The following is a 25,664-nucleotide window of genomic DNA, read 5'->3' as shown; positions in this document are numbered from 1 at the left end:
ACTGGTTTCGATGATCGGAAAGGCTGTCAGACCGGAACGGCTTCACTCTCGGCGGCCCGCACCTTGCCCCGCTCGTGGAAGATGAAACCGATGCTGTTGAGCAGCAGTTGCGCGGCGAGAATCGAGGTCATGCCGGTCGGGTCGTAGACCGGTGCCACTTCCACCAGGTCCATGCCGACGATGTTGCCTTTGCTGCGCTTGGCCAGGGCCTGGATGATTTCCAGCACTTCGTAGTAGAGGAAGCCGCCGTGGCTCGGGGTGCCGGTGCCGGGGGCGATGGACGGGTCGAAACCGTCGATGTCGATGGTGATGTAGTAGTTGATGTTCTGCGGGATCAGCGCCAGCACACCCTCGACGCCGAGGCGACGCACGTCGCGCACCGAGAGGATTTTCGAGCCGGCTTCGTGGGCTGCCTCATAGTCATCACGGTTGGAGGACGACACGTTGCGAATGCCCATCTGGGTCATGCCGACAATGTGATTCATTTCCGAGGCGCGGCGCAGCGGGTTGCCGTGGCCGTAGCGAACACCGTGGCGCTCGTCGACGAAGTCCAGGTGCGCATCGAAGTGAATGATGTGGATCGGGCCACGCCCTTCGAAAGCCTTGATCACCGGCGCGTGCACCGAGTGATCACCGCCGAGCACCACCGGCATCACGCCGGCATCGAGGATCTTGCGCACGGCGTATTCGGTGTTCTTGTTGCTGGTGGCCATGTCGGTGTGGACGATGTCGGCATCACCGACGTCGACCATGCGCACATCCGATGCGGTGAGGTACATCACGTCATCTTCGTGATCGTAGGCGCCGGCATGGCCGAAGGAAAACAGCGTCGATGCTTCACGAATCCCTCGTGGTCCGAAGCGTGCGCCGGAGCGCCACTGGGTGCCCATGTCGTTGGGCACGCCAAGTACCGCGACGTCGGCATCCAGTGCATCCCAATCGGTGCACACCGGGGATTTGCCAAAGGTGCAATGACCCACGAATGGCAGGTTCAGGCGACCGGATTCATAACCGTTGTTCGACATTTCTAGCCTCTCCACTTCTTGTTATCGGCCTGGCGGACTGCAAGGCGACCGCCGTTGGAAAGACTATGGGCGCAGGTTTTCGTGGAAAAAATGCTAAACATCAGATACTCATATCGGCATTACCGATGCATCCCCATGCCGGAGGTCCCCGATGATCCAGCTGCACGATGTCGACCTGAAACTGCTCAGGGTGTTTGCCACGATTGTGCGCTGCGGCGGCTTCTCGGCCGCGCAGGCAGCGTTGAATGCCGGGCAGTCGACCATCAGCGAACAGATGACCCACCTGGAAACCCGGCTCGGGGTCAAACTCTGCCAGCGCGGGCGCAGTGGCTTTCGCCTGACCGAACAAGGCGTGGCGATTCATGAAGCCACCCAGCGCCTGCTGTCGGCGGTGGAGAATTTCTGTATGGACGCCGACGTGCTCAAGCAGCACATCAGCGGCAAGCTCAACCTGGGGATCATCGACACCACGATTACCGACCCCGACTCGCCGATTCCGCGCACCACCCAGCGCTTCGTCTCCCGCGGGCATGACGTGCACCTGAACGTGTACGTCGGCACCCCGGCAGAACTCGAAGAACGGGTGCTCGACGGCCGCCTGCACCTGGCTATCGGGCACTTCCCGATCCATGTGCCGGGCCTGTTGCAATCGCCGCTGTACCAGGAAGCCCTGGGCTTGTATTGCGGCCGGCGACACCCGTTGTTCGGCAGCCAGGCCGAGGGCGCCGAGCTGCTCGAAGAGGTCGGCGCGGGGCGCATCGTCGTGCGTGGCTACATGCAGCAATACGACCTGGAACACCTGGGTATCACCAAGGCGGCGGCCACCGTGGACAACATCGAGGCGTCGGCCATCCTGATCATCTCCGGCGCCTATGTGGGCTTCCTGCCCGAGCACTTCGCCAGCCAGTGGGTCAAGAGCGGCGAGATGCATCAACTGGCACCCGCGAGCCTGCGCCTGAAGTCGCCGTTCGATGTGATCACCCGGCGCGGCACGGCACCGCCGCCGATCCTGCAGGCGTTCCTTGAGGACCTGGCCGCCAGCGCCCGTAAAACCGCCAAGCCCTGATGTGACGCTCGCCAAATTCAAATTTTGCCGGGCATACTGATTTTAGTTCGCCAACCTTGCAGGCCCGTCATGCGCATCCACGTCACCTTCATCGACCGCGTCGGAATCACCCAGGAAGTGCTGGCCCTGCTCGGTGGACGCAGTTTCAATCTGGACGCCGTCGAGATGGTGCCGCCGAACGTCTACATCGACGCCCCGACCCTCGGCGCCGACGTGCTCGAAGAACTGCGAGAGGCACTTTTCGACGTACGCGGCGTGCAAGCGGTGACCATGGTCGACATCCTTCCGGGGCAACGCCGGCGCCTGCAACTGGACGCCTTGCTGGCAGCGAGTTCCGACCCGGTGCTGGCGGTGGATGACCGTGGACATGTGCTGCTGGCCAACCCGGCGCTGATCGCCCTCTGCGGACGCGAACCGGCCGGTGAATCGCTGACCGCGCTGTTCGACGATGCCGACTTGCAACGCACCTTGATCGATCACCATTTCCGCCTGCCTATGCACGAGGTCAGTCTCGGTGGCCAGACGTTTCTTCTCGATGCAATGCCGATCACCGACGCCGGCGCCCTGCTCACCCTGTATCAACCCAATCGCATCGGTGAACGCCTGTCGGCGCTGCACCACGACCATGCCGAAGGCTTCGATGCGCTGCTCGGCGAATCACCGCCGATCCGCGCGCTCAAGGCGCGTGCGCAACGGGTGGCGGCCCTCGATGCGCCGCTGTTGATCCAGGGTGAAACCGGCACCGGCAAGGAGCTGGTGGCCCGCGCCTGCCACGCCATCAGCCCACGGCACGACGCGCCGTTCCTGGCCCTGAACTGCGCGGCACTGCCGGAGAGTCTGGCCGAGAGCGAGCTGTTCGGCTACGCCCCCGGCGCCTTCACCGGCGCGCAACGGGGTGGCAAGCTCGGCCTGCTGGAACTGGCCGACCAGGGCACGGTGTTCCTCGATGAAGTCGGGGAAATGTCACCGTACTTGCAAGCCAAGTTGCTGCGTTTTCTGAGTGATGGCTGCTTCCGTCGGGTGGGTGGCGACAAGGAGGTGCGGGTCAATGTGCGGGTACTCAGTGCGACCCACCGTGACCTGGAAAAAATGGTCGCCGAAGGGCGTTTTCGCGAAGACCTGTTCTACCGCCTCAACGTGCTCAACCTGCAAGTACCGCCGTTGCGCGAGCGCGGTCACGACATCCTGTTGATGGCCAATCACTTCATGCAACAGGCCTGTGCACAGATCCAGCGACCGGCGTGTCGTCTGGCACCGAGTACCTTCGGCGCCCTGCTCGGCAACCGCTGGCCGGGCAACGTGCGGCAACTGCAAAACGTGATCTTTCGCGCGGCGGCGATTTGCGAAAATCCGCTGGTGGACATCGACGACCTCGACATCGCCCGCACCGCTGTTGAACGGCAAAACGACGGCGAAGTCGGCAGCCTGGAAGAGGCTGTGGGCGACTTTGAAAAGAACCTGCTGGAACAGCTTTATCGCAGCTACCCGTCCAGCCGCTTGCTCGCTGCACGGTTGCAGACGTCCCATAGCGCGATTGCGATTCGCCTGCGCAAATACGGGATTCCCGCCAAACCCTGAACCTGGCTCGGTCAAAATTGTGGGAGCGGGCTTGCTCGCGAAAGCGGTGGGTCAGGCGACATTGACGGTGAATGACACACTGCATTCGCGAGCAAGCCCGCTCCCACAGGGGATCAGTGTTGTTGCCGGGTTCTTCGTCTTCAAATCGATACAGCGTAGCGAAATCAAGACAAAACCTTTCCCACCCGCCATTACGGCGTCCGCCCCCACAGCCCGGTTTACCTGTATTCATTTCAATACAGCAGAAATCTCCAGCGCCTTACAAAATCACTCCATGTGATTGATTTAAAACAAATAAATAACATTGGCACCGCCCTTGCTATCACTCCTCCAACCCCGCTCGTCGCCCCGCCTCGAGCCTTAAAACAATAAGGAGTTGATATGAGCCAATTGCGTTTTACCGTCGATCACGAATGGTTGCGCCTTGAGAGCAATGGCCTGGTCACCGTCGGCATCACCGCGTTTGCCCAGCAGGCGCTGGGGGATGTGGTATTCGTTCAGGTACCTGAACTGGGCGCCTTCGCTGCAGGCGCTGAAGTGTCGGTGCTGGAATCGGTGAAAGCCGCCAGCAGTATCGGCATGCCACTGGACGGTGAAGTGGTCGAGATCAACGCGACGCTCGAGAGCACTCCGGAACTGGTCAATGAAGACCCCTTGGGCGAAGGCTGGTTCTTTCGCTTCAAACCGGTCGATGTCGAGGCGTTGAGCGACTTGCTGGATCAGGACGCCTACGAGCGCCTGACCGCAGAACACGCCGACGCCTGAAGCCCACCCCTTCCACACAAGGATCACACCATGTTCAGCAAGCACGACCAGATCAAAGGCTATGACGACGAACTGCTGGCGGCGATGAACGCCGAAGATGCGCGGCAGGAACACCATATCGAACTGATCGCCTCGGAAAACTACACCAGCCAACGGGTGATGCAAGCGCAAGGCAGCGGCCTGACCAACAAGTACGCCGAAGGCTATCCGGGCAAGCGCTACTACGGCGGCTGCGAGCACGTCGATGTGGTCGAGCAACTGGCCATCGACCGCGCCAGACAGTTGTTCGGCGCCGATTACGCCAACGTCCAGCCGCACTCCGGCAGCCAGGCCAACGCGGCGGTTTATCTGGCCCTGCTGCAGGCCGGCGACACCGTGCTCGGCATGAGCCTGGCCCATGGCGGGCACCTGACCCACGGCGCCAAGGTGAGTTTTTCCGGCAAGCTGTACAACGCCGTGCAGTACGGCATCGACACCACCACGGGCCTGATCGATTACGACGAAGTCGAGCGCCTGGCTGTCGAACACAAGCCGAAGATGATCATCGCCGGGTTCTCGGCTTACTCGAAGACTCTGGACTTCCCGCGCTTTCGCCAGATTGCGGACAAGGTCGGCGCGTACTTCTTCGTCGACATGGCCCACGTCGCCGGCCTGGTGGCCACGGGTCTGTACCCCAATCCCCTGCCCTACGCCGACGTGGTCACCACCACCACGCACAAGACCCTGCGCGGTCCGCGTGGCGGTCTGATTCTGGCCAAAGCCAATGCGGAGCTTGAGAAAAAGCTCAACGCCGCAGTGTTCCCCGGCGGTCAGGGTGGCCCGCTGATGCACGTGATCGCCGCCAAGGCCGTGTGCTTCAAGGAAGCGCTGGAGCCAGGCTTCAAGACCTATCAGGCGCAAGTGATCCGTAACGCCCAGGCCATGGCGCAGGTGTTTATCGAGCGCGGGTATGACGTGGTGTCCGGCGGCACCGACAACCATCTGTTCCTGGTCAGCCTGATCCGCCAGGGCCTGACCGGCAAGGATGCCGACGCCGCCCTTGGGCGTGCCGGCATCACCGTGAACAAGAACGCCGTGCCCAACGATCCGCAATCGCCATTCGTGACCTCCGGCCTGCGCATCGGAACGCCGGCGATCACCAGCCGTGGCTTCAAGGAAGCGCAAAGCATTGCGCTGGCTGGCTGGATCTGCGACATCCTCGATCACCTCGGCGATGCCGACATCGAGGCCAATGTCGCCCGCCAGGCTGCCGCCCTGTGTGCGGACTTCCCGGTCTATCGCGACTGAGCAAACACAACCCCCCTGTAGGAGCGAGCTTGCTCGCGAAGAACCCAAAGGCACCGCGTTAATCCTGAATGCGCGCGTAATCATTGGCGACCATCGCGAGCAAGCTCGCTCCTACAGGTCTGTGCACAAGGAAAGCATCATGAACGCCATTGTCGAATCGGCCGGCAACAGCCCGGCCAAAGTGGAAGTCGGCACCAAACTGCGTGGCGCGCAAAAGGTCGCGCGGATTCCGGTGAAGATCATTCCCACGGATGAGTTCCCGCGCAAACCCGACTGGATTCGCGTGCGCATGCCGGTCTCTCCCGAGGTCGAGCGGATCAAGCAACTGTTGCGCAAGCACAAGCTGCACAGCGTCTGCGAAGAAGCCTCGTGCCCGAACCTCGGTGAATGTTTCTCCGGTGGCACCGCGACCTTCATGATCATGGGCGACATCTGCACCCGGCGCTGTCCGTTCTGCGATGTCGGCCATGGCCGGCCCAGGCCACTGGACGCTAACGAACCGATGAACCTGGCCGTGGCCATTGCCGAACTGCGCCTGAAGTACGTGGTGATCACTTCGGTGGACCGCGACGATTTGCGCGACGGCGGTGCCCGGCACTTTGTCGATTGCCTGCGCGAGATCCGCAAGCTGTCGCCCGGCGTGCAACTGGAAACCCTGGTGCCGGATTATCGTGGACGCATGGACGTGGCCCTGGCGATCACCGCCGATGAGCCGCCGGATGTGTTCAACCACAACCTGGAAACCGTACCGCGCCTGTACAAGGCCGCGCGGCCGGGCTCGGACTTCGAGTGGTCGCTGGACCTGCTGCAAAAATTCAAGCTCGCCGTGCCCCGCGTACCGACCAAATCCGGCCTGATGCTGGGCCTGGGCGAGACCGACGAGGAAGTCATCGAGGTCATGCAGCGCATGCGCGAGCACGATATCGACATGCTGACCCTCGGCCAGTACCTGCAGCCCTCGCGCAGTCACTTGCCGGTGCAGCGCTTCGTGCACCCGGACACCTTTGCCTGGTTCGCCGAGGAAGGCACGCGCATGGGCTTCAGGAACGTGGCGTCCGGGCCGCTGGTGCGTTCGTCCTATCACGCCGATCAACAACTTCATGGAGGTGCAGACGGTTTCAAGCCATCATGATGGTGACTGGTCATGCATGGAGCCGTTCCCGATGTTTCGTTCACCCTGTCTGTCGATGCTGTGCCTGAGCCTTGCCCTGCCGTGCATGGCCGACGAGGCGAAACCCGGGCACATGGTGTATGTGCGCAGCATTGCCCCGGGCATCGGGCAGGACATTCGCTACGCCAGCGCCCACAACTTTACCGGGCACCCGCTCGACGGCTACCAGGCGGCAGAATGCTTGCTGTCGGCGGATGCCGCCAACGCCCTGGTCCGGGTGCAAACGGCGCTTGAAGCCGAGGGCTACGGTTTGAAGGTGTTCGATTGCTATCGCCCGAGCCGTGCAGTGGCGGACATGGGCCGCTTTGCCAGCGAACCCGGTGACCCGCTCAAGACCGAGTTCTATCCACGGGTCGACAAGCAGGATTTCTGGCGCCTGGGTTATGTGGCCCGGGTGTCCAATCATTCCCGGGGCAACACCGTCGACCTGACCCTGACCGGCCCCGACGCCCTGCCCGCCGACACCTGGACACCTGCGGCCACGCCGGTGGATTGCACCGCGCCTTACGGCCAGCGCTGGCACGACGGTGCGCTCGACATGGGCACCGGTTTTGACTGCTTCGATGAGCGTGCACACACCGATTCGACATTGATCAACGCCACGGCCAAGGCCAATCGTCAGCGACTTACCCAGGCCATGGCCAAAGAAGGTTTTGTTGGTTACTCCGCCGAGTGGTGGCACTTCACGTACAGCGGGAATCCGCAGAAGCCGGACGTCATGGACTTCCCCATCACGCCGCTTGCGCCATGAACATTCACCTCAAGACCCTGTTGGTGGCGATTTTTCCGCTGGCCGCAATGGCTCAAGGACTCGACGGCAGCGATCAACTGATCGTGGTCACCAGCAAAAGCTGGGATGACAGTCAGGCCACTGCCCAGCGCTATGAACGGCACGGCCAGACTTTTGAAAAATTCGAAGCCCCCTTTGCGGTGGTGCTCGGCAAGAACGGTATGGGCTGGGGCAAGGGCCAACTCAACCCCGGACGACCTGAAGGGCCGGTCAAACAGGAAGGCGACGGCAAGGCCCCGGCTGGAGTGTTCGATCTGGGCACGGCGTTTGGCTACGAACCTTCAGCCGAAACCCGCCTGCCCTACCTGGCGCTGACAGCGACCATCGAATGCGTGGACGACAGCCAGTCAGCTCGCTACAACGAATTGGTCGACAGCTCGGCCGTAGCAAGAGACTGGAGCAGTTCCGAACGCATGCGCCGCAGTGATGACCTGTACCGCCAGGGCATATTCATCCGGCACAACACCCTGGCCACTCCCGCCGCCGGATCATGCATTTTCTTCCACATCTGGCGCGGCCCCACGGCGCCGACTCGCGGCTGCACCGCCATGGCCCCGGCGGATATCGCGCGGTTGTTCAACTGGCTGGACCCGGGCAAATCCCCGGTGCTGGTGCAACTGCCCGAAGCGCAGTACGAACAGTTGCGTGAGCGCTGGAGCCTACCGAAGCGTTAATCAAATACTTCCATAGGTGCTACCGGTATCAACCCCGCTCAACCGCCACCGCACTCATCGACGGTTTGGCCAGCGCGTAATAGATCACGCCCGGCACCAACAGCCCGACGATCCAGGAAATATCCACGCCGCCCAGTTGCGCAACCATCGGCCCGGAGTAGAAATGGGTATCGACAAAGGGCAGCTGGATCAACACGCCGATCACATAGACGCTGATCCCCAGCACGTTCCAGCGACCGTAGCGCCCGTTCGGGTCGGACAGCGCCGGGATGTCGTAACGCTCCTTGTTGATGAAGTAGTAATCCACCAGGTTGATCGCGCTCCAGGGTGTGAAGAACGTCAGCAAAAACAGGATGAAGTACTTGAACGAGTTGAGGAACGAGTACTGCCCGAGCAACGCCAGCGCAGTGGACGCCGCGACGATCAGCAGCACGAACAGCATGCGCTGGCGGGCAGTGATTTCCAGATGACGGCGAAAGCCGCTGAGGATGGTCGCCACGCACATGAAGCTGCCGTAGGCGTTGAGGGTGGACACCGTGACCTTGCCGAACACAATGCTCAGGTACAGCAAGGACGCGATCACACCGCTACTGCCCAGACCGACAATGGTCGCCACTTCATGCCCGCGGAAATTCGCCCCGGCCAACGCGGCGGCGAACACCCCCAGCACCATCGAAGCCTGAGCCCCCAATACGGTGCCTAGACCGACGGCGGCGAAGGTTTTCCACGACGAAGTCTTGCTCGGCAGGTAGCGCGAGTAGTCCGCCACATAAGGGCCGAAGGCGATCTGCCAGGACGCCGAGAGCGACACCGCCAGCAGGAAGGTGCTCCAGCCGAAATGCCGGTTGTCGAGCAGCACGCCGATGTCGTTGAGGGTCATCAACCGGGTGAACAGGTAGGCGAACGCGATGATGCCCAGCACGCTGGCCACCCGCCCGACCAGGTGAATCACCCGATAACCGAAGATCGTCAGGAACGCGATGCTCGCCGCAAAAATCAGGATGCCGGCGCTGTCGCTGACACTGATCAACTGCGCAATCGCCTGCCCCGACAGCACCGCGCCGGTGGCGCTGAAACCGAGGTACATCAGGCACACCAGAACGATCGGGATCGCCGCGCCATATACCCCGAACTGCACTCGGCTGGAGATCATCTGCGGCAGCCCAAGCTTCGGCCCTTGCGCCGCGTGCAGCGCCACCACCGCACCGCCGAATAGCTGCCCGACCAGCAAGCCGATCAGCGACCAGAACACATCGCCGCCCAGTACCACGGCGAGGGCGCCGGTGACGATGGCGGTGATTTGCAGGTTGGCGCCGAGCCACAGGGTGAACTGGCTGTAGAGACTGCCGTGACGCTCAGCCTCGGGAATGAAATCAATCGAGCGGGTCTCGATCAGCGGACTGCGTTGCGCACTCATGAGGGTGTTTCCTTTGAGGAACTGTTTTTGTTGTCAGGGATAGAACTTAGAAGGTCTTGGTGGCGCTCGCCACGACGGTGACCGAACACAGGTCGTCATAGCCGTACCAGCCACTGCACTCGCTTTTCGTCAGGTCGGTGTCGACATAGCTCAGGCCCCAGGTCACGCCGACGAAATCACGGGTCAGCCTGGCTTCCCACTCGTAGTAAGCCTCGCGGTTGTCGCCGTTGGCGGACCAGAAGGCCGGGTCTTTCACGTCATTGCGCCCCACCCGCAGCTCCAGGCCGACCTCGGCCGGCAGCGTGAACTTGTAGCCGACGTAGGTGTAGAGCGTGTCCTGGTCTTCACCGAAAACGTTCGGTGTGTCGTTCGAGTAATAGGCGCCGAGCTTCACGCCATAGACGTCGAGAATGGCGTAGATCTCGCTCAGGTTGAATTCCGAATTCTTCGGGTAGTCGTACTTGATGTAGCCCAGGTCGAGGCTGATCGCGTCCGTGGCCTGCCAGTAGTAACCGGCGTAGTACTCAAGCTCCTGGCGGGTATCGAAGTCGCCGCCGAAATCCACGCTGGAGGTCCAGGCGCCGATGTACAGGCCGCTGCCGTGCATCAGAGTCGCGCCGCCCTGCACGGCCGGATCGCCCAGGCTTTGCGAGATGCCGCGGGAACGGTAGTCGCTGACGACGCCCAGGGTCATGTCCAGGCTGAAATCGTCGTTGAGGACCAGGCCGTGGCTGGTCAACGGAGCCAAAGCCAGCGTAGCGAGGGTCAATGCTGAAAATGCGTTCATACAATTCTCTTGTTGTTATGGCGTACGGGGAATTTCAGGCATGGCGATGCCATACCCCTCGCGCTGCGAGGGGCTGGCGGTTTTTACGTGTGTCGGGGTGCGCGCAGGTCAGGACGCGGGGGCGTAGACCTGCTTGCCGGCGAAGAAGGTTTTCAGGACTTTGGTTTCGAACAGCTCGTCATCGCTGACCTTGAACACATCGCGGTCGAGGATGATCAGGTCGGCCTGCTTGCCCGGCGCCAGCGAACCGATCTGTTTCTCAAGGCGCAGGGTTTTGGCGGCGTTGAGGGTGTAGGCGTAGAACATGGTCTGGCGGTCGATGCTCTCCTTGGCATTGAGTACGCCCAATGGCCCCTTGCGCGTGCTGGCCTGGGCGATGGCGTTGAACGGATTCGGGCTGGACACCGGCCAGTCGCTGCCACCGGCAATCGTCGCGCCGGCGTTATGCAGGGACCGCGCGGGATACTGGTAGCCGTAGGCAAAGGCACTGATGTAGGGCTTGACCAATTCGACGGTGTAAGACTCGCCGGTGGCCCACAGCAGCTGCATGGAGGCAATCACGCCCAACTGCTTGAAGCGCGGAAACTCCTTGGGATTGACCAGTTGCAGGTGGGCGATGCTGTGCGGCACCGGCGTCGGGTTGAGCTTGCGTGCATACGCCACGCCGTTGAGCGACTCACGCACGGCACGGTCGCCGACCGCATGCATGTGCACGATCCAGCCGCGCTTTTCCGCCGCCACCACCAGTTCACCGAAGTGCGCCGGGTCGGTCAGCAGTTGCCCGTCCTTGTGGCTGTTCTTGTACGGCACGATGACCGCAGCGGTTTGCCCCGGGAACTCGAGAATGCCGTCGACAAACACCTTGATGCCGGGGAATGTCAGGTTCGGCACGCCCTCGAACTGTTTCATCACCGTGGCGATCACTTCCAGATCGGCGGGTTTGCTCTTCGGGTTGGTGACCATCAACGCGGCAACGTGAGCACTCAGTTCGCCGTTCTGCGCCAGCGCCTTGTACAGCGGCAGTACGCCGACGGTTTCCGTTGTGGCTTTGAAGTCAAACAGCGAATCTTCACTGCCGCCGTTCGCCGCAGCGTCCATCCACGCAGTGATACCGTATTGGTTGTTGACCCGCACCGCCTCTTTCGCGGCTTTGAGCATGGTCTCCGGGCTTGGCGCAGGAATGCCGTTGCGCACCAGGTCCCAGCGGGATTCGGCAAAGTAGCCATTGGGGGTGAAGTCCGCTTCATGGCCGACGTAACCGCGCTCCTTCTCCGGCAGGCTTTTGACCAGTGCGGCGTCGATGTTCAGACGCTTGAGCATCGCGTTGTTGGCCCAACCGGTGTGTCCGTCGATGCCGCTGAAGACAATCGGCTGATCGGCCCAGCGTCCCTGATTGAACACCTTGCCCAGCTCACGGCTTTTCTCCCAGTAGGCCGAGCTGACCCCGGCGACGCTGATCACATCGCCGGCCCGGGCACGCCCTGCCTTGTCTTCCTCAATCAGCCACTGTTCAAGCTCCGGCATCGGTTTGACTTCGTCCAGCAGGTTGGCCTTCATGCTGTCGAACGCCCCCACCACCGGGTGGCTGTGGGTGTCGATCATGCCAGGCATCAGCACCTTGCCCGCCAGGTCGATACGTTGGGTCCCGGCATCGGCCAGGGCATTGATTTCGGCATCGCTGCCGACTTTCAGAATCTTGCCGTCCTGCACGGCCACCGCTTGCACCAGAGCCTGGCCAGGTTCGGCGGTAAAGACCTTGCCGTTGAACAACACCAGGTCGGCGGCGGCCATGGCTTGTAGCGAGGACAAGGCCAGCGCGGCGGCCAACAGGTTTGGAATGAATCGCATCGGAACGCTCTCTGGTTTTTATTGGACGGATCGGGAACTGACGACTTGGGAAACCACCTGTGGCGCCAGCCCGAGGAACGGCGCCCTGGCCCATACGACCTTGCCGCCGACCAGCGTCAGCAGCACGTCGTTGCGCCCCAGTTCCTCCTCGGGCAACTGCATGAAGTTCTTGTCGAGTACGATCAGGTCAGCGAACTTGCCGACTTCGACCGAACCCACCACGGCGTCCAGCTTCAGCTGTTCGGCGGCATTGAGGGTGATGCTGCGCAGCACTTCGGCACGGGACAGCGCCGGATCGGCATTGAGTCGCCCGGCGTACTTGGGGCCATAACTGTGCGGGTTGGTGGGGTCGCCGGAACGGGTGACACCGACTTTCAGCGCCAGGAACTCATCGAGGGGATCGACCGGCCAATCGCTGCCAAACGCCACGCGACCGCCGGCATGGGCGATGCTGCCCGAGGGTTCCATGCGTTCGAATCGTTCGGCGCCAAGGTGATCACTGGTGCCGTCGACCGTGGACGGTGCCTGCTGCGCCCACTGGAACGACATGGTGGCCGTGACGTCCAGGGCCTTGAAACGTGAATAGTCGGCAGGATCGACTGATTCGGCGTGAGCGATGGCCGGGCGGAAGTCTTGACCGGGCAGTTGCTGACGCACGTAGGCGACGCTGTCCAGCGCGTCCCGTACCGCGCGCTCGCCGGTGGCATGCAGGTGCGGATCGAAACCGGCCTTGACCGCTTGCAGCAACAGCGGCTTGAGCACCTGCGGCGGGAAGTACAGCTCGCCCAGGTTTTTGCCCGGCGTCCACTTCGGTGCCTGATCGGTGCCGCTGTTGTGCAGATACGGCGTCAACATGGCGCCGGTGTCCGCCGGGGCATTGATGATGCCGTCCATGAACAGTTTGACGTGGCGCATGTTCACGCCCGGCATGACTTTCACTTCGCCCTGGTCGTAAGTGCTGGCCAAGGCCTTGGCCTCGGCGATGGTTTTAACCGGGTCGGCGGCAGCGGCGGCCGGGTCCAGCTTGATCGACAGCAAGGCCCGGGCGGTCAGCTCGCCGGACTGTTGCAGGCGGGTGAAGGCTTTGCCGTTTTCCGGGCCGGACAGTGCATCGAAGAAACTGGTGATGCCTTGCTGGCGCATGGCGTCGAGGGCTGCGCGAACCTGATTGAGTTTTTCCGCGTCGGTCGCGGGCGGCACCACAGCGGCCAACGATTCGGCGGCGCCATCTTCACAGATGCCGTTCGGGTTGCCGGCACTGTCACGTCGGTATTTGCCGTCTTCCGGATCGACGGTGTGCTTGTTGATCCCGGCCAGTTCAAGACCGCGAGAGTTGGTCAGCACGGTGTGGAAGTCGGTGGAGCGCACCTGGATCGGGCGCTTGGTCTTGAGCGCGTCCAGGGTCGACTTGTCGGCGTCGCCGTCGAGCCCGGTCATGCCCATGCGATCCCAGCTGCCGACTTCCAGCCACACGTCCGGGCCCTTGTCCTTTTCGGCATCGAGACAGGCCTGGATGCTTGCCTGAAACTGCGCGCGGGTCATGGTCTGGTATTTCAGGTCGCACAAGGTCATGGCGCGACCGCCATCCCCCGGGTGCATGTGCGCATCGACGAAGCCCGGCATCAGCATGCGTCCGGCCAGGTCGATCAGTTGGGTTTGCTTGCCGATGTAGCCACCGACCCCGGCATCGCTGCCGACATAGATGATCTTGCCACCCGCAATGGCGATGGCCTGCTGCACGGAATCCTGGCCATCGACGGTATAGATGTAGCCATTACGCATGACCGTATCGGCGGGCGTCGCGCCCAACGCCATGCAGGAAAACGCCGTTGTCGATGCAACGGCGATGAACAACCTGGAAAGTCTCAAATGCCTCACCCCTGTTCTTATTGTTTTGAAGCGGCCCGAAGCGACTGCGCAAGCCCTTGTATAGACAGGGCCTACCCTATAGGGCGCAGGGCGCGAATGGACCTCCGCAAATGAGGAGGGGTCAGGCAAATAATTGAAACGGCCGGGATCAGTCCCGGCGCGCGGACTCCGCCAGCGCACCCGGCGAACGCAGGACGGAACCCAGCTCCACCTTGCTTTTCACGCCGAGCTGCAAGTAGCAGTTACGCAAATAGGTGCGCACGGTCGCGGGGCTCAGGGCGAGGATTTTCGCGATCTCTTTGTAGGAATGACCGGCGGCGAACAGCATCGCCGCCGTGCGCTCCCGTGGCGCCAGACCGTCCCCACCCGAGGGGGCTTCGAGGGACAGGATGACGTGTTCGGCGTTGGGGCTCAGGGTCAGGGCGCAGCGGCCCAGACGGATCACGCAGGGGGCTTTGGACAATTGCGCGATCACCTCCGGTGGCAGCGTGGAACCGCTCCAGCCGGGCAGTTCGCGCTGGATGGCGACGCACAACCTGGCGCCGACATACAGCAGGCTGCCGTCCATGCGCGCGACGCCAAAATCACTCGCGCCGTTTTCGCTGTCGAAGCGAATCATGTCCTGCACCTGAAACCGCCACAGCTGGAACAGGTGATCGCAGAACGCCAAAAACAGCTCGGCTTCGTTCTCCTCGAACGCCTGTTCATCCTGCCCCCGGTAGAGGCAGACGAAAAACATCAGGCCGCTTTCGGGCAATTCGTAGGTGATGCTCATCAAGTGATAGAGATCGAAGCGCCGGGCGAAATCATTTACCGCCTCGCAAGGGTCGTTGAAACCCGTGTCGCACACCACCTCACCGGGACGATTGAGCGTGGCGTAGGAGAACTGATCGTTGGCCGCCACCGGATGCCATTCGGCGGCAAAGGACTCAGGAAGATTGATGCTGCCATGCATCCAGCTTTGCATGGGCACCTCAGGACCTGGTGCAGACATTTCGCCCCACCAGGCAGATGCGAAGGGCACCAGCTGACCGAATGCCTGCAGGCCATCGGCGATGAACCGCGACGCCCCGCTCTCCCGCGCCAGCCGCCCCAGGTGCAATACGCAATGATTGAACGCCTTCAGCGTGGCCAACGACCCGTCGGCGCCGACCTTGTTCCCCTCCTCCATCATGGCGATCCCGTTCACTGCATGGTCTGTTGCCGGGACGATGCCATAGCGCCGGGAATGGCGTCCAGTTCGCCGTGGCATCAGCAGTTACAAACAGCCGCTCAGCCGTACAACTGCGGCCGCCGGTCCCCATGCAGGTCATTGCGCGCACTGATGCGCTTGTTGCGCGCCTCGGCGAGATTCAGGGTGGCCAGCAACAACTGCTCGCCGCCCTGCTCCGCTGGCCCCGCCAAGGGGTAACCGTCGGCATCGACGATCACCGATCCTTGCACCCAGCCAACCCCACGTTCATGGCCATAGCGATCGCATGCCGCAATGAACATGCGGTTCACCGAGGCATTGGCCTGCACCCGCAGCACTTCGGCCGGGCGCTCGGTCTGCGGTCGCGGACCGTCGGGCCAGTTGACCGGCGCGCACAACAGATCGGCCCCGGCCAACGCCGGAAGACGCACCCACTCGGGGAACTCCAGGTCGTAGCAAATCAGCATGCCGAGCCGTCCGTGCACCGTCTCGACCACTGGCGGTGCAGCATCGCCGGCGGTGAAAATGTCCTTCTCGGCATCCCACAGATGTGCCTTGCGGTACACCGCGCGCAGGCCATTGGCGTCGATCATCGCCGCGCTGTTGGCCAGCTCATCACCGGGCAAGCGCTCGCAGAATCCGCCGACGATCACCAGGTTCAGCTCACGGGCCAGGGCCTGCCACAGGTGCAAGGTCGGCCCCTCAACGGTTTCCGCCAGGCCGAGCGCCTCAAAGCGGTCGGCAAACAGATAACCGCTCTGTACCAGCTCGGGCAGCACGACGACTTGCGCGCCCTGAAAGGCTGCCTGGCGAATCGCGCGTTCGGTGAGCGTGCGGTTGTAGACCAGGTCGCCTATTTTCGGCGCCAGTTGGCAGCAGGCGACCACGGTATTTTTAGCGTTGTTCAACGCACTGCCTCCGCAGATGAATGGGTCATGGCGACGATGTCGCTTTCACTCAGCGCGTCGATCACCCGGCGCTCGGCGGCCAGATCAATCGAGCGACTGAGGACGTAATAGGTCAACCCCGACACCACAAGGCCCACCAGCCAGGCGATGTCCACGCCTTCCAGCATCCGCGCCAGCGGGCCGACGAACACTTCCTTGTTGGCCGCTGCGTCGAAGATGTAGAAGAACGGCACCATGGCGGCGAAGCCGATCAGGTACGAAACGATGCCGCGAAATTGCCAGGCGCCGTAGATGCCGTTTGGCGTGAAGAAATGCGGGATCGCATAACGGCCCTTGCGCACGAAGAAGTAGTCCACCAGGTTGACGGCGGTCCACGGCACGAGGAAGTACAGCAACAACACCAGGAAGGTGTTCAGCAGAGCGATGCCGTCACCTTTGATCGACAGCACGCAGGTCAACAGGATGACGCTGATCACACTGATCGACAGCACACGGGCGCGGGGTGTCGGGGTTATTTTCCTGATCGAGTCGACGCCGGTCAGCAGCGTCAGCATGGCGCTGTAGGTGTTGAGCGCGATGATCGGCAGGAAGCCCGCCACCGAGACGATCACCAGCAAATTGCCCAGCCCCGGGACCATCGAGGAACCGACCTGATTCAGCGCCACCAGCGCATCCGCCGCTTTCAATTGCTGCGCCAGCCAGGCACCGAGGCCGATCATCCAGCTGCCCGACAACGAGGCACCGATGAACACCGCCGCGATCAGTTTTGGTCGGCTGGTGTTTTTCGGCAGGTAACGGGAATAGTCGGACACGTAGGGCGCATAGGAAATGTTGTAGCTGGCACCGATGGCGAACAACGTGGCGAAGGCCACCCAGTTGAAGCCCAGGTCGGTCGCCGGCGTGACGCCTTCCTGACCCGCACCGAACATCAGGGCGATGGTCACCAGTGCGTACAGCGGCAAGGTCGCCAGCAAGGCCCACTTGAAGGCCTTGTGCATCAGGTCGTGGCCGTAGATCGACAACAGCGCGCCGATCAGCACCACGGCCACGGCGACGATGGTCGGGTCGATGCCGAACACATGTTCAAGGCCGTTCATGATCAGCGAGATGTTCACCACGTTGAAACCGACGAACACAAACATCGTCGCCATCAACGCCAGGATCACCCCGCGATAGCCGAACTGGGCGCGGGACTGGATCATCTGCGGCAGGCCCATTTCCGGCCCCTGGGAGCCGTGAAACGCCATGAAGATGGTGCCGAACATGATGCCCAGGGCACCGGCGAGCATGGTCCACAGAGCGGACAGACCGAGGCTGGGGCCGACAAAGCCGATGGAGATGGTGAAGAAGTGGAAATTGCCGAGAAACCAGAAGGGTCCCTGACTGCTGAGTTTGGCGTGGCGTTCGTTTTCCGGGATGTAGTCGATGGAATGGCCTTCGATGGCCAACCCGCCGCTCGCCTCGGCGGCGTGCGCAGACACTGGGGAACCTGACATACGATTGTTCCTATGCTGTTGTTTGTTGTTTTTGTGGGTACAGCGCTCGCTACGACGTCCGGTTCGGGTGAAACTCCAGAAAAAGCTGACGATGACGCTGGTTTCACGGCAATGTAGGGCGTGAGTCCGGGCAGTAAAATATCGCAGGCACACTGTTCACATAGATCGACATCTATGTAAGCGAAAATCGGGAGTCCCCATGCTGGGAACTGTAACGGAGCTGGATCTGCGTCTGATCCGGGTATTTCTGACCGTCGTCGAAGCGGGCGGCATTTCGGCGGCACAAACCGCCCTCAACACCACGCAACCCACGATCAGCGCGCAACTGGCGACGCTGGAAGCGCGGGTTGGCTTCCGCCTGTGCGAACGCGGACGCGGCGGTTTTTCGGTCACGCCCAAAGGCACTCAGTTCATCGAAGCAGCCCGACGCCTGTTGGCGGCGGCCGAGGGTTTCCGGGTTGAAGTGCAGCACATCAACCGCAAAGTCTCGGGCAATATCAACATCGGTTTGCTAGGGCAAATCGACCCGGTGGCGAACAGGAAAATCGGCCAGGCCATTGCCCGTTTGCGGGCCCGGCACGAAGGGCTGTACTTCCACTTCACCGAGCTGTCGTCGTCCCTGCTGGAAGAAAAAATCATCAACGGCCATATCGACCTGGCCATCGGTTACTTCTGGCACCGCTTGCCCAACATCGATTATTTCCCGCTGTTCCCGGAAACCCAGATTGCCTATTGCGCGCCTTCCCATCCGCTGTTCGACCAGGTCGGCGCGCTGACCCGCGAAGATGTCAGCGGGTTTGACTGGGTCTGGCCGAGCCATCCGCTGCCGGAAATGCCGGCCCCCACCTCCATCGAACGCCTGACCGTACTCACCGACAGCATGGACGGCGCGGCCCTGCTGATCCTGTCCGGCCAGCACCTGGGGTTTCTGCCACAGCACTACGCAACCCGGCATGAACAGCTGGGGCAGTTGCACCCGCTGAACCCGGATCTGCTGCGCTATGAGGTGAGTTTTCATGCGGCGGTGCGGCATTCATCTCGGCAGCGGGACCTGGTGAGTGCGTTCCTGAACGAGCTGATCGAGATTTTCGGTTCACCCTTGTAGGAGCGAGCTTGCTCGCTCCTACAAGGGTGGCGCAATGGTGTTATCAGAAGCAGATTTCAGCAGCCGGGACCACATCGATCCGCGCCACCGAACCGCTCAGGTCGGCCCAATCCTTGTTGTGCTGGGCAATGATGTCTTCGGCAGTGGTATTGCCATTGTCGATGGTGGAATGCGCGTCGGCGGCCAGCACCACGTCATACCCCATTTGATGCGCCTGACGCAGGGTTGCATTCACACAGTAATCGGTTTGCAGGCCGCAGATGACCAGCCTTTCGAAGTCCTGTACCGGCAACAACCGTTGCAGGTTGGTCTGATAGAACGAATCGCCAGTGGTCTTGCGCACGCGATGATCCCTGGGCGAGGTTTCCAGCCCTTCGGCCAGTTGCCAGCCTGGGGCACCGTGTTTCAACAGATCACCCTCTTCTTCGTGCTGGATCAGCACCACCGGAACACCGGCCTTGCGCGCCCGGGTAGAAAGGTCATTGATGGTGTTGATGACCCGCCCAATCTCGAAGCATTCGTACTCACCGGAACACAAAGCCTGCTGGACGTCGATGATTAATAACGCAGTGGTCATGATTTCCTTCCTTGATATGTCGAGGGATCAGGGGACGAACATAAGCCCGTCCCCCTCCAGACACAACCCTCAATAACCCAGCGACAACCCGGTATTGCGCCGAGGATCGTTGGCCCCGTAGAAACGGTTCTTGCCTACCGGTTTGCCACCCAGGGATGGCGCGCCGACCAGGATCGCCGCCAGGTGGTTGGCGTCCTGCGGACCGGTAAACTTGTGCCCCCAGCTTTCGAGGATTTTCACCGTGTCCGGGCTGGTGGTGAAGGCTTCCAGGTTGGTCTGCTCCGGCAGCCACTGTTGGTGGAAACGCGGCGCATCCACCGCTTCCTGGATGTTCATGCCGTAGTCGATCACGTTGAGCATGGTCAGCAAGGTCGCGGTGATGATGCGGCTGCCCCCCGGAGTGCCGACCACCATCACCACTTTGCCGTCCTTGGTGACGATGGTCGGGCTCATGGACGACAGCGGCGCCTTGCCGGGTGCGATGGCATTGGCCTCGCCCTGCACCAGGCCGTACATGTTCGGCACGCCGATTTTCGAGGTGAAGTCGTCCATTTCGTCGTTGAGGATGACCCCGGTCTTGCTCGCCATCACGCCAGCGCCGAACCAGTCGTTAAGGGTGTAGGTCACCGACACCGCGTTGCCCCATTTGTCGACGATGGAGTAATGCGTGGTGTTGTTGCCTTCATGGGGCGCTACACCGGGTTTGAGTTCGCTGGATACCGCGGCCTTTTGTGGCTTGATCGCTTCGCGCAGCTTGGTTGCGTAGTTTTTATCCAGCAGGTGGGCAATCGGGTTCTTCACGAAATCCGGGTCGCCGAGGTAGCTGTTGCGGTCCACATAGGCGTGGCGCATCGCCTCGATCTGGTAGTGCATGCCCTGGGCCGAGTGATAGCCCAGGTCCTTCATCGGATAGCCTTCGAGGATGTTCATGATCTCGCAGATCACCACGCCACCGGAGCTCGGCGGCGGTGCCGAGACCACGTGGTAGCCACGGTAGTCGCACTCGATGGGCGCCAGTTCGCGGGTCTTGTATTTGTCGAGGTCGGCCTGGGTGATGATGCCTTTGTTGGCCTGGCTGGAGGTGACGATGGCGTCGGCCACCCACCCCTTATAGAAACCGTCGGCGCCTTTCTCGGAGATCTCCCGCAAGGTCTTGCTCAGGTCCTTCTGCACCAGTTTCTGGCCGACCTGCATCGGTTCGCCGTTGCTGAGGAAGATCGAGCCGGAATCCTTGATGTCCTTCTTGAACATGTCGGTGGCGTAGTCCAGCAGATCGACGTCGCCCTGCTCGAGCACAAAACCGTCTTCAGCGAGCTTGATGGCCGGGGCGATGATTTCCTTGCGCGGTTTGGTGCCGTACTTGGACAGCGCCAGCTCCATGCCCGAAACGGTGCCCGGCACACCCACGGCCAAGTGGCCACGGGTACTCAAATCGGGAACGACGTTGCCCTCCTTGTCCAGGTACATGTTGGCGGTTGCGGCCAGCGGCGCTTTTTCACGGAAGTCGAGAAAGGTCTTGCGCCCGTCCGCCAGTTGAATGGTCATGAAACCGCCGCCACCGAGGTTGCCGGCCGCGGGGTAGACCACCGCCAGCGCATAGCCGACCGCGACCGCCGCATCGACGGCGTTGCCGCCGTTCTTGAGCACATCCACGCCCACATGGCTGGCCAGGTGCTGGGCCGTGACCACCATGCCGTTTTCCCCGGTAGCCGGGGCCACGGAGGCGGCATGGGCGGTCAGGCAGCTGAGTGCCAATGCGGTCGTAATCAGCGATTTGGCAAAAGGTTCGTACTTCATGAGTCGGTCTCTTCTTGTTATTTCGTAGGAAAACGCTTCAAAAGCCGTAGCCAAGTATGGTCGGGATTACGTATTGCGCCTCCCCGTCGAGACAGTATCCTTAACGCCTGTTCAGCAATTTCGCGCGAGCCCTGACATGACCTATACCTGCATCACCGTGGCTTCCCCGGTCGGCCAGTTGAAGCTGGTCGCGAACGGTTCACGACTGGCGGCCATCCTCTGGGAAAACGACAAACCCGGCCGGGTGCGCCTCGGTCCGATGAGCGAAGCGCCGGACAACCCGATCCTGCTGCGCACGGCTGCGCAGTTGCGCGAATATTTTTCCGGCACCCGCGACCGCTTCGAACTGGAACTGGATTTTGCCGGCACGGAATTTCAAAAGAAGGTCTGGTCGGCACTGCTGACCATCCCGTTCGGCGAGACCCGCAGCTACAGCGAGATCGCCGAACAGATCGGCAACCCGACGGCAGTCAGGGCCGTGGGTGCGGCGAATGGCAAGAACCCGATTTCGATCGTGGCACCGTGTCACCGGGTGATAGGCGCGTCGGGCAAGCTCACCGGGTTTGCCGGTGGGCTTGAGGCGAAGGAGTTGTTGCTGACGCTGGAAGGTGGGCAATGGCCCGGCACGGCACGCCTGCCAGGCTTTTGATCATGCCTGGGCGAAGAGGTTTTTCATCGCCGCATACTGCAACAGCATGATGGTCTTGGCATCGCAGATCTCACCGCGGTAGAACGCTTGGAGCGCGTCCTCGAACGCCCACTCCAGCACTTCCAGCTCCTCGGTTTCCGCCTCCAGCCCGCCGCCGTCGCTGACCTTCGACTTCGCGTCGTATTCGGCAATGAAGAAGTGCAACTTTTCCGTCACCGATCCCGGGCTCATGTACGCCTCGAATACCTTCTGCACATGGTGCACGCGATACCCCGTCTCTTCCTCCGCTTCATCGCGGATGCGGTCTTCAGGCGCCGCGCCTTCCAGCAGCCCCGCTGCCACTTCGATCAACAGCCCGTCGTGACCGTTGACGAACACCGGCAGGCGAAATTGCCGGGTCAGTACCACGGTTCGCTTTTCGCGGTTGTACAGGAGAATCGCCGCACCATTGCCACGGTCATAGACTTCCCGGGTCTGGCGTTGCCACACGCCATTGTTGCGTTGGTAATCGAAGGTGATTTTCTTGAGCAGGTACCAGTCGTGGGACAACACCTGAGACTCGACGATGTTGACCCGTTCGGCCGTGTTCGACATGACAACACATCCTGTTATTGGTCTGAGGGTGCACATGTTAAGTGAAAAAGATCAGCGCGTGCTCCCTCAAGCAAGCTGCGCGTTGGCGACGGCTCAACTTTTCGGGGGATGGAACAATCGCTGCAACCGGGATAGGCTGCGGCTTCAATGCCATAAGGATATAGCCATGAACCTGCGTATCGAACTGACGCCAAACCCCACGGAAGAACAACGCCAGGCCATCCTCAAACCGCTTCGCGCCTACAACGGCTCGAAGGCCGAAGGTAACGTGCCTGAGCACATCGCCTTGCTGGTGCGCGACGACAACGACGAGATCCTCGGCGGCCTGCATGGCCGATTGTTTTACCAGTGGCTGTACATCGACTTGCTGGTGGTGCCGGAACAGGCGCGGGGACAGGGCCTGGGTTCGAAACTGATGCGGATGGCCGAGGACCTGGCGCGGGAACGGCGCTGCGTCGGGCTGTGGCTCGACACCTTTGAATTCCAGGCGCCTGGGTTCTACAAGAAATGCGGCTACAGCGAGATCGGGCACATTGCCGATTACCCGCCGGGCCACAAGCACTTCTTCTTCCAGAAACGCTTGAACTACTGATCCATACCGCCCCTGTAGGAGCGAGCTTGCTCGCGATGGTCGTCAACGAAAACGCTGGATGCCTGACACCCCGCGGCGTTCCGATTTTTTTCGCGAGCAAGCTCGCTCCTACAGGGGGAACAGCGTCAGATCAAAGGCAAGTCGCCAACGCCGCCAGCCGGCGCTTGGCCACGAAATCATCCTGCTGTGCGTAGTAGTTCAACACCGTGCCCGAGGCATCGCTGGTCACGTCAACGAAGGACTCCGCCGAGCGGGTGTAGACGGTCGTACCGCCCTTCTCCCCCGGTTGCAGATAGGCAGCGGCATCGACGCCGAACACGGCCTCGTCCTGCCAGGAGAACTGCACGCACTGGGCAACGTCTTTTGCCGGTTTTTCCGAGTTCAGGGTCTTGTACGGGGCCTTGGTGCGGGCATCGTTCATTGCCGAGCCAGCGCATCCAGCCAGCAACGTTACGGCCAGCGCCACCATCAGAATTCGCATTGCATTCACTCATCAGGAAAAAGCGGACTTTATCACCCCGGCAGCCCGTATCGTTCTGCTTTACTGCATTTATACCGCGACAGCGCGCAACGATTCGCGCACCCTGTCGCGCCAATAACGCAGCATCGCTGCCCATGACTGGAAATCTAATGACACCTAATGCCGAGTTCTACAAACCGAGCACTGAATATGCCGACAAGCTGATCAGCCAGATCGGACAGACGCCTTCCTGGATCGCCAAGCGAATCGGCGTCACCGACAAGCGGATTCGCTACATCCTCGACGGCGAAAGAACCGTCAAAGGCGAAACCACGCCAATCCAGATGACCTACACCGAACAGTTTGCCCTCGAATGCCTGGCGGCAGCGGCCAAGGCCAGCAAGAAGCAGTCTTCGTAACCCCCACTCAAGGAGCGACCATGGCGGCAACCGAACAACAACACGAGCTGGCACTGAAAAGGTTTCTCGACGAACGCCCCGGGTTGCGCGAAGAACTCGACCACCTCAACCCGCTGTTGGCTCAGGCCAAGGGCGAAACGGCGGCACAGTATCGCGAGGAACGACTGCACGAAGCGTTTGAAGCTGAAGCAGAACGGCAAAAGTTGTTCGCTTGGGAACTGACGTTGCAGTTAACCGCCGCCACGCCCCTGGACTACGAAGCGCAGCGCCTGGAAGTGCACCGGGAAGTGGCGGAAATGGCCGGCATGGACTGGCTGGAATATTGCGAGTTGAATGGGATAAAACCCTAAGCACTGTTCAGGAAAACCATCACCGATGCTGCCCAACACCACCAGGACCCACGCCAGCCCCGGTCACTTGCACACGCAGAAATGGCGCGGGCGTATAGGCTTGAGCCTGGTGGCCATGCTCTCGGTACTCGCCGGCATGACCGACGCCATCGGCTTCATGGCCAGCGGCGACTTCGTCTCGTTCATGAGCGGCAATACCACCCGGATGGCGGTCGCCATCAGTGCTGGCGACCTTGGGTTGACCCTGCGCCTGGTGATCCTCGTCGCCACCTTCATCGTCGGCAACGCGCTGGGCATTATCGTCAGCCGGCTAGGTGGCCGCCGGGCCCTGCCGCTGCTGCTGTGCATCGCCACCCTGCTGTGCGCCGCCGCGGCCTGGCCCTATGACGCGCAACTGCCGGCCCTGCTGGCGGCGATCATCGCAATGGGCATGCTCAATGCCGCGGTGGAAGAAGTGAACGGCCTGCCGGTTGGCCTGACGTACGTCACCGGCGCCCTGTCGCGTTTCGGCCGCGGACTGGGCCGCTGGATACTCGGCGAGCGCCGTAATGGCTGGCGCGTGCAACTGATCCCCTGGACCGGCATGTTCGCCGGCGCGGTACTCGGTGCCGTGCTGGAACATCACTTGGGGCTCAAGGCGTTGTTTGCCAGTGGCCTGCTGGCTGCAGGGCTCGGGGTGTTGTCGTTGAAGATCCCGCGGCGCTGGCAGTTGGGGTATATGCCGCGCTGACCGAGTGATCGGATCCGACATTTACATTGCTCGCGAAGGGGGCGACACGGTCTACGAGTAAACGCTCTTCGCCGCCCCGCCGATAAAGCATTATCATGGCCGCAGTTTCGCTGATCGAGTCCGTCATGAAGTTCGCCATCGCCGTGTTTTCCGCCGCCCATGCGCCCTCCTCGCGCCGCGCCCTGCTGTTCGCCCAAGCGGCGCTGGCCGGCGGGCACGAGATTGTCCGGCTGTTTTTCTATCAGGACGGCGTCTACAACGCGTCCGCCAGCGTGGTCACGCCTCAGGATGAACCGGACTTGCCCAGGCAATGGCGCACCTTTGTCAGCGACCATCAGCTTGATGGCGTGGTGTGCATCGCCGCAGCCCTGCGTCGTGGCGTGCTGAACGAGGAAGAAGCCAGGCGCTATCAGCGCGAGGCCGTTGCCGTCGGTGCGCCGTGGGAATTGTCCGGCCTCGGCCAATTGCATGACGCGGCGCAGGATGCCGACCGCCTGATCTGTTTCGGAGGCGCATGA

At 61.7% G+C, this 25,664-nt stretch carries 26 protein-coding genes; 14 read left to right on the top strand and 12 right to left on the bottom strand.

Annotated features, from left to right (window positions below):
* Positions 1-26 precede the first annotated feature (26 nt).
* The gene (speB, locus tag ACEN8Q_RS02775) at positions 27-1,025 is read right to left on the bottom strand and encodes an agmatinase (RefSeq protein ID WP_413426603.1); all 999 of its coding nucleotides are present in this window, start codon (positions 1,023-1,025) and stop codon (positions 27-29) included.
* Positions 1,026-1,176: 151 nt separating this feature from the next.
* Between speB and ACEN8Q_RS02770 the strand changes: the two genes are divergently transcribed.
* The 7 genes from ACEN8Q_RS02770 to ACEN8Q_RS02740 all read left to right on the top strand — a co-directional run bounded on the left by ACEN8Q_RS02770 (position 1,177) and on the right by ACEN8Q_RS02740 (position 8,356).
* Entirely contained in the window at positions 1,177-2,091 is a 915-nt protein-coding gene (locus tag ACEN8Q_RS02770; protein ID WP_413426605.1) for a LysR family transcriptional regulator, read from the top strand.
* Positions 2,092-2,160: 69 nt separating this feature from the next.
* Complete coding sequence (locus ACEN8Q_RS02765; RefSeq protein WP_413704454.1) at positions 2,161-3,669, top strand: sigma-54-dependent transcriptional regulator; 1,509 nt, start codon at positions 2,161-2,163, stop codon at positions 3,667-3,669.
* Positions 3,670-4,050: 381 nt separating this feature from the next.
* Complete coding sequence (gene gcvH, locus ACEN8Q_RS02760; RefSeq protein ID WP_413426609.1) at positions 4,051-4,434, top strand: glycine cleavage system protein GcvH; 384 nt, start codon at positions 4,051-4,053, stop codon at positions 4,432-4,434.
* A gap of 30 nt (positions 4,435-4,464) precedes the next feature.
* On the top strand, positions 4,465-5,721 hold the full coding sequence (gene glyA / locus ACEN8Q_RS02755) for a serine hydroxymethyltransferase (protein ID WP_413704453.1): 1,257 nt from the start codon (positions 4,465-4,467) through the stop codon (positions 5,719-5,721).
* Between the two features lie 139 nt (positions 5,722-5,860).
* Positions 5,861-6,853 carry a lipoyl synthase gene (gene lipA / locus ACEN8Q_RS02750; protein WP_413426613.1) on the top strand — a complete coding sequence of 331 codons (993 nt, stop codon included), beginning with the start codon at positions 5,861-5,863 and terminating at the stop codon, positions 6,851-6,853.
* A gap of 31 nt (positions 6,854-6,884) precedes the next feature.
* Positions 6,885-7,643, top strand: a complete 759-nt coding sequence (locus tag ACEN8Q_RS02745; protein ID WP_413426615.1) for a M15 family metallopeptidase — start codon at positions 6,885-6,887, stop codon at positions 7,641-7,643.
* Positions 7,640-8,356 carry a L,D-transpeptidase family protein gene (locus tag ACEN8Q_RS02740; protein ID WP_413426617.1) on the top strand — a complete coding sequence of 239 codons (717 nt, stop codon included), beginning with the start codon at positions 7,640-7,642 and terminating at the stop codon, positions 8,354-8,356. The genes ACEN8Q_RS02745 and ACEN8Q_RS02740 overlap by 4 nt, the downstream gene beginning before the upstream one ends.
* Positions 8,357-8,384: 28 nt before the next feature.
* Here the strand turns inward: ACEN8Q_RS02740 and ACEN8Q_RS02735 are convergent, their stop codons facing one another.
* The 7 genes from ACEN8Q_RS02735 to ACEN8Q_RS02705 all read right to left on the bottom strand — a co-directional run bounded on the left by ACEN8Q_RS02735 (position 8,385) and on the right by ACEN8Q_RS02705 (position 17,873).
* On the bottom strand, positions 8,385-9,773 hold the full coding sequence (locus tag ACEN8Q_RS02735) for a purine-cytosine permease family protein (RefSeq protein ID WP_413426619.1): 1,389 nt from the start codon (positions 9,771-9,773) through the stop codon (positions 8,385-8,387).
* 46 nt (positions 9,774-9,819) lie between these two features.
* Positions 9,820-10,560, bottom strand: a complete 741-nt coding sequence (locus ACEN8Q_RS02730) for a TorF family putative porin (protein WP_413426621.1) — start codon at positions 10,558-10,560, stop codon at positions 9,820-9,822.
* A 108-nt stretch (positions 10,561-10,668) separates the two neighbouring features.
* Positions 10,669-12,408 (bottom strand): amidohydrolase, encoded by a 1,740-nt coding sequence (locus ACEN8Q_RS02725; protein ID WP_413426623.1) that lies wholly within the window; start codon positions 12,406-12,408, stop codon positions 10,669-10,671.
* An 18-nt stretch (positions 12,409-12,426) separates the two neighbouring features.
* Entirely contained in the window at positions 12,427-14,223 is a 1,797-nt protein-coding gene (locus ACEN8Q_RS02720) for an amidohydrolase (protein WP_413705464.1), read from the bottom strand.
* A gap of 202 nt (positions 14,224-14,425) precedes the next feature.
* Positions 14,426-15,448, bottom strand: a complete 1,023-nt coding sequence (locus ACEN8Q_RS02715) for a helix-turn-helix transcriptional regulator (protein ID WP_413705463.1) — start codon at positions 15,446-15,448, stop codon at positions 14,426-14,428.
* 101 nt (positions 15,449-15,549) lie between these two features.
* Positions 15,550-16,377, bottom strand: coding sequence for a nitrilase family protein (locus ACEN8Q_RS02710; protein WP_413704452.1), 828 nt, complete (start codon positions 16,375-16,377; stop codon positions 15,550-15,552).
* Complete coding sequence (locus ACEN8Q_RS02705) at positions 16,374-17,873, bottom strand: purine-cytosine permease family protein (RefSeq protein WP_413704451.1); 1,500 nt, start codon at positions 17,871-17,873, stop codon at positions 16,374-16,376. Before ACEN8Q_RS02705 ends, ACEN8Q_RS02710 begins: the two co-directional genes overlap by 4 nt.
* 199 nt (positions 17,874-18,072) lie before the next feature.
* Between ACEN8Q_RS02705 and ACEN8Q_RS02700 the strand changes: the two genes are divergently transcribed.
* On the top strand, positions 18,073-18,978 hold the full coding sequence (locus ACEN8Q_RS02700) for a LysR family transcriptional regulator (protein WP_413704450.1): 906 nt from the start codon (positions 18,073-18,075) through the stop codon (positions 18,976-18,978).
* A gap of 43 nt (positions 18,979-19,021) precedes the next feature.
* On the opposite strand, the gene ACEN8Q_RS02695 is transcribed toward ACEN8Q_RS02700, so the two are convergent.
* The gene (locus ACEN8Q_RS02695; protein ID WP_413704449.1) at positions 19,022-19,555 is read right to left on the bottom strand and encodes a cysteine hydrolase family protein; all 534 of its coding nucleotides are present in this window, start codon (positions 19,553-19,555) and stop codon (positions 19,022-19,024) included.
* A gap of 69 nt (positions 19,556-19,624) precedes the next feature.
* Positions 19,625-21,352 (bottom strand): gamma-glutamyltransferase, encoded by a 1,728-nt coding sequence (gene ggt / locus ACEN8Q_RS02690; protein ID WP_413704448.1) that lies wholly within the window; start codon positions 21,350-21,352, stop codon positions 19,625-19,627.
* 136 nt (positions 21,353-21,488) lie between these two features.
* Between ggt and ACEN8Q_RS02685 the strand changes: the two genes are divergently transcribed.
* Positions 21,489-22,001, top strand: a complete 513-nt coding sequence (locus tag ACEN8Q_RS02685) for a methylated-DNA--[protein]-cysteine S-methyltransferase (protein ID WP_413704447.1) — start codon at positions 21,489-21,491, stop codon at positions 21,999-22,001.
* On the opposite strand, the gene ACEN8Q_RS02680 is transcribed toward ACEN8Q_RS02685, so the two are convergent.
* Positions 22,002-22,595, bottom strand: a complete 594-nt coding sequence (locus ACEN8Q_RS02680) for an NUDIX domain-containing protein (protein ID WP_413426631.1) — start codon at positions 22,593-22,595, stop codon at positions 22,002-22,004. It lies immediately after the preceding gene.
* Between the two features lie 166 nt (positions 22,596-22,761).
* Here ACEN8Q_RS02680 and ACEN8Q_RS02675 point away from each other — a divergent pair, with 166 nt between their 5' ends.
* Positions 22,762-23,187, top strand: coding sequence for a GNAT family N-acetyltransferase (locus tag ACEN8Q_RS02675; RefSeq protein ID WP_413426633.1), 426 nt, complete (start codon positions 22,762-22,764; stop codon positions 23,185-23,187).
* Positions 23,188-23,317: 130 nt separating this feature from the next.
* On the opposite strand, the gene ACEN8Q_RS02670 is transcribed toward ACEN8Q_RS02675, so the two are convergent.
* Positions 23,318-23,668 carry a hypothetical protein gene (locus ACEN8Q_RS02670; RefSeq protein ID WP_413426635.1) on the bottom strand — a complete coding sequence of 117 codons (351 nt, stop codon included), beginning with the start codon at positions 23,666-23,668 and terminating at the stop codon, positions 23,318-23,320.
* 149 nt (positions 23,669-23,817) lie between these two features.
* Between ACEN8Q_RS02670 and ACEN8Q_RS02665 the strand changes: the two genes are divergently transcribed.
* The 4 genes from ACEN8Q_RS02665 (at position 23,818) to tusD (ending at position 25,664) form a co-directional block, all read left to right on the top strand.
* Positions 23,818-24,066 (top strand): hypothetical protein, encoded by a 249-nt coding sequence (locus ACEN8Q_RS02665; protein WP_008015571.1) that lies wholly within the window; start codon positions 23,818-23,820, stop codon positions 24,064-24,066.
* A gap of 20 nt (positions 24,067-24,086) precedes the next feature.
* Entirely contained in the window at positions 24,087-24,416 is a 330-nt protein-coding gene (locus ACEN8Q_RS02660) for a DUF6388 family protein (protein ID WP_413426637.1), read from the top strand.
* A 25-nt stretch (positions 24,417-24,441) separates the two neighbouring features.
* Entirely contained in the window at positions 24,442-25,146 is a 705-nt protein-coding gene (locus tag ACEN8Q_RS02655) for a YoaK family protein (RefSeq protein ID WP_413426639.1), read from the top strand.
* Positions 25,147-25,271: 125 nt separating this feature from the next.
* Positions 25,272-25,664 (top strand): sulfurtransferase complex subunit TusD, encoded by a 393-nt coding sequence (gene tusD, locus ACEN8Q_RS02650; protein WP_057399841.1) that lies wholly within the window; start codon positions 25,272-25,274, stop codon positions 25,662-25,664.

The sequence above is a fragment of the Pseudomonas sp. Pseusp16 genome, assembly GCF_047324915.1.
In the GTDB taxonomy this organism is placed as follows: Bacteria; Pseudomonadota; Gammaproteobacteria; order Pseudomonadales; family Pseudomonadaceae; genus Aquipseudomonas; species Aquipseudomonas fluorescens_CD.
Note: the sequence above shows the minus strand (reverse complement) of the source record. Positions and strands in the feature narration are given on the sequence as shown.

Coding starts and splice junctions, on each gene's coding strand:
- lipA (WP_413426613.1), top strand. CDS start 5,861: ATGAACGCCATTGTCGAATCGGCCGGCAACAGCCCGGCCAAAGTGGAA.
- ACEN8Q_RS02725 (WP_413426623.1), bottom strand. CDS start 12,408: ATGCGATTCATTCCAAACCTGTTGGCCGCCGCGCTGGCCTTGTCCTCG.
- ACEN8Q_RS02770 (WP_413426605.1), top strand. CDS start 1,177: ATGATCCAGCTGCACGATGTCGACCTGAAACTGCTCAGGGTGTTTGCC.
- ACEN8Q_RS02665 (WP_008015571.1), top strand. CDS start 23,818: ATGACACCTAATGCCGAGTTCTACAAACCGAGCACTGAATATGCCGAC.
- ACEN8Q_RS02700 (WP_413704450.1), top strand. CDS start 18,073: ATGCTGGGAACTGTAACGGAGCTGGATCTGCGTCTGATCCGGGTATTT.
- ACEN8Q_RS02765 (WP_413704454.1), top strand. CDS start 2,161: ATGCGCATCCACGTCACCTTCATCGACCGCGTCGGAATCACCCAGGAA.
- ACEN8Q_RS02660 (WP_413426637.1), top strand. CDS start 24,087: ATGGCGGCAACCGAACAACAACACGAGCTGGCACTGAAAAGGTTTCTC.
- gcvH (WP_413426609.1), top strand. CDS start 4,051: ATGAGCCAATTGCGTTTTACCGTCGATCACGAATGGTTGCGCCTTGAG.
- ACEN8Q_RS02685 (WP_413704447.1), top strand. CDS start 21,489: ATGACCTATACCTGCATCACCGTGGCTTCCCCGGTCGGCCAGTTGAAG.
- ACEN8Q_RS02740 (WP_413426617.1), top strand. CDS start 7,640: ATGAACATTCACCTCAAGACCCTGTTGGTGGCGATTTTTCCGCTGGCC.
- ggt (WP_413704448.1), bottom strand. CDS start 21,352: ATGAAGTACGAACCTTTTGCCAAATCGCTGATTACGACCGCATTGGCA.
- ACEN8Q_RS02705 (WP_413704451.1), bottom strand. CDS start 17,873: ATGTCAGGTTCCCCAGTGTCTGCGCACGCCGCCGAGGCGAGCGGCGGG.
- ACEN8Q_RS02730 (WP_413426621.1), bottom strand. CDS start 10,560: ATGAACGCATTTTCAGCATTGACCCTCGCTACGCTGGCTTTGGCTCCG.
- ACEN8Q_RS02695 (WP_413704449.1), bottom strand. CDS start 19,555: ATGACCACTGCGTTATTAATCATCGACGTCCAGCAGGCTTTGTGTTCC.
- ACEN8Q_RS02715 (WP_413705463.1), bottom strand. CDS start 15,448: ATGGAGGAGGGGAACAAGGTCGGCGCCGACGGGTCGTTGGCCACGCTG.
- ACEN8Q_RS02735 (WP_413426619.1), bottom strand. CDS start 9,773: ATGAGTGCGCAACGCAGTCCGCTGATCGAGACCCGCTCGATTGATTTC.
- ACEN8Q_RS02655 (WP_413426639.1), top strand. CDS start 24,442: ATGCTGCCCAACACCACCAGGACCCACGCCAGCCCCGGTCACTTGCAC.
- speB (WP_413426603.1), bottom strand. CDS start 1,025: ATGTCGAACAACGGTTATGAATCCGGTCGCCTGAACCTGCCATTCGTG.
- ACEN8Q_RS02745 (WP_413426615.1), top strand. CDS start 6,885: ATGTTTCGTTCACCCTGTCTGTCGATGCTGTGCCTGAGCCTTGCCCTG.
- ACEN8Q_RS02675 (WP_413426633.1), top strand. CDS start 22,762: ATGAACCTGCGTATCGAACTGACGCCAAACCCCACGGAAGAACAACGC.
- tusD (WP_057399841.1), top strand. CDS start 25,272: ATGAAGTTCGCCATCGCCGTGTTTTCCGCCGCCCATGCGCCCTCCTCG.
- ACEN8Q_RS02680 (WP_413426631.1), bottom strand. CDS start 22,595: ATGTCGAACACGGCCGAACGGGTCAACATCGTCGAGTCTCAGGTGTTG.
- ACEN8Q_RS02720 (WP_413705464.1), bottom strand. CDS start 14,223: ATGGCGTTGGGCGCGACGCCCGCCGATACGGTCATGCGTAATGGCTAC.
- glyA (WP_413704453.1), top strand. CDS start 4,465: ATGTTCAGCAAGCACGACCAGATCAAAGGCTATGACGACGAACTGCTG.
- ACEN8Q_RS02670 (WP_413426635.1), bottom strand. CDS start 23,668: ATGCGAATTCTGATGGTGGCGCTGGCCGTAACGTTGCTGGCTGGATGC.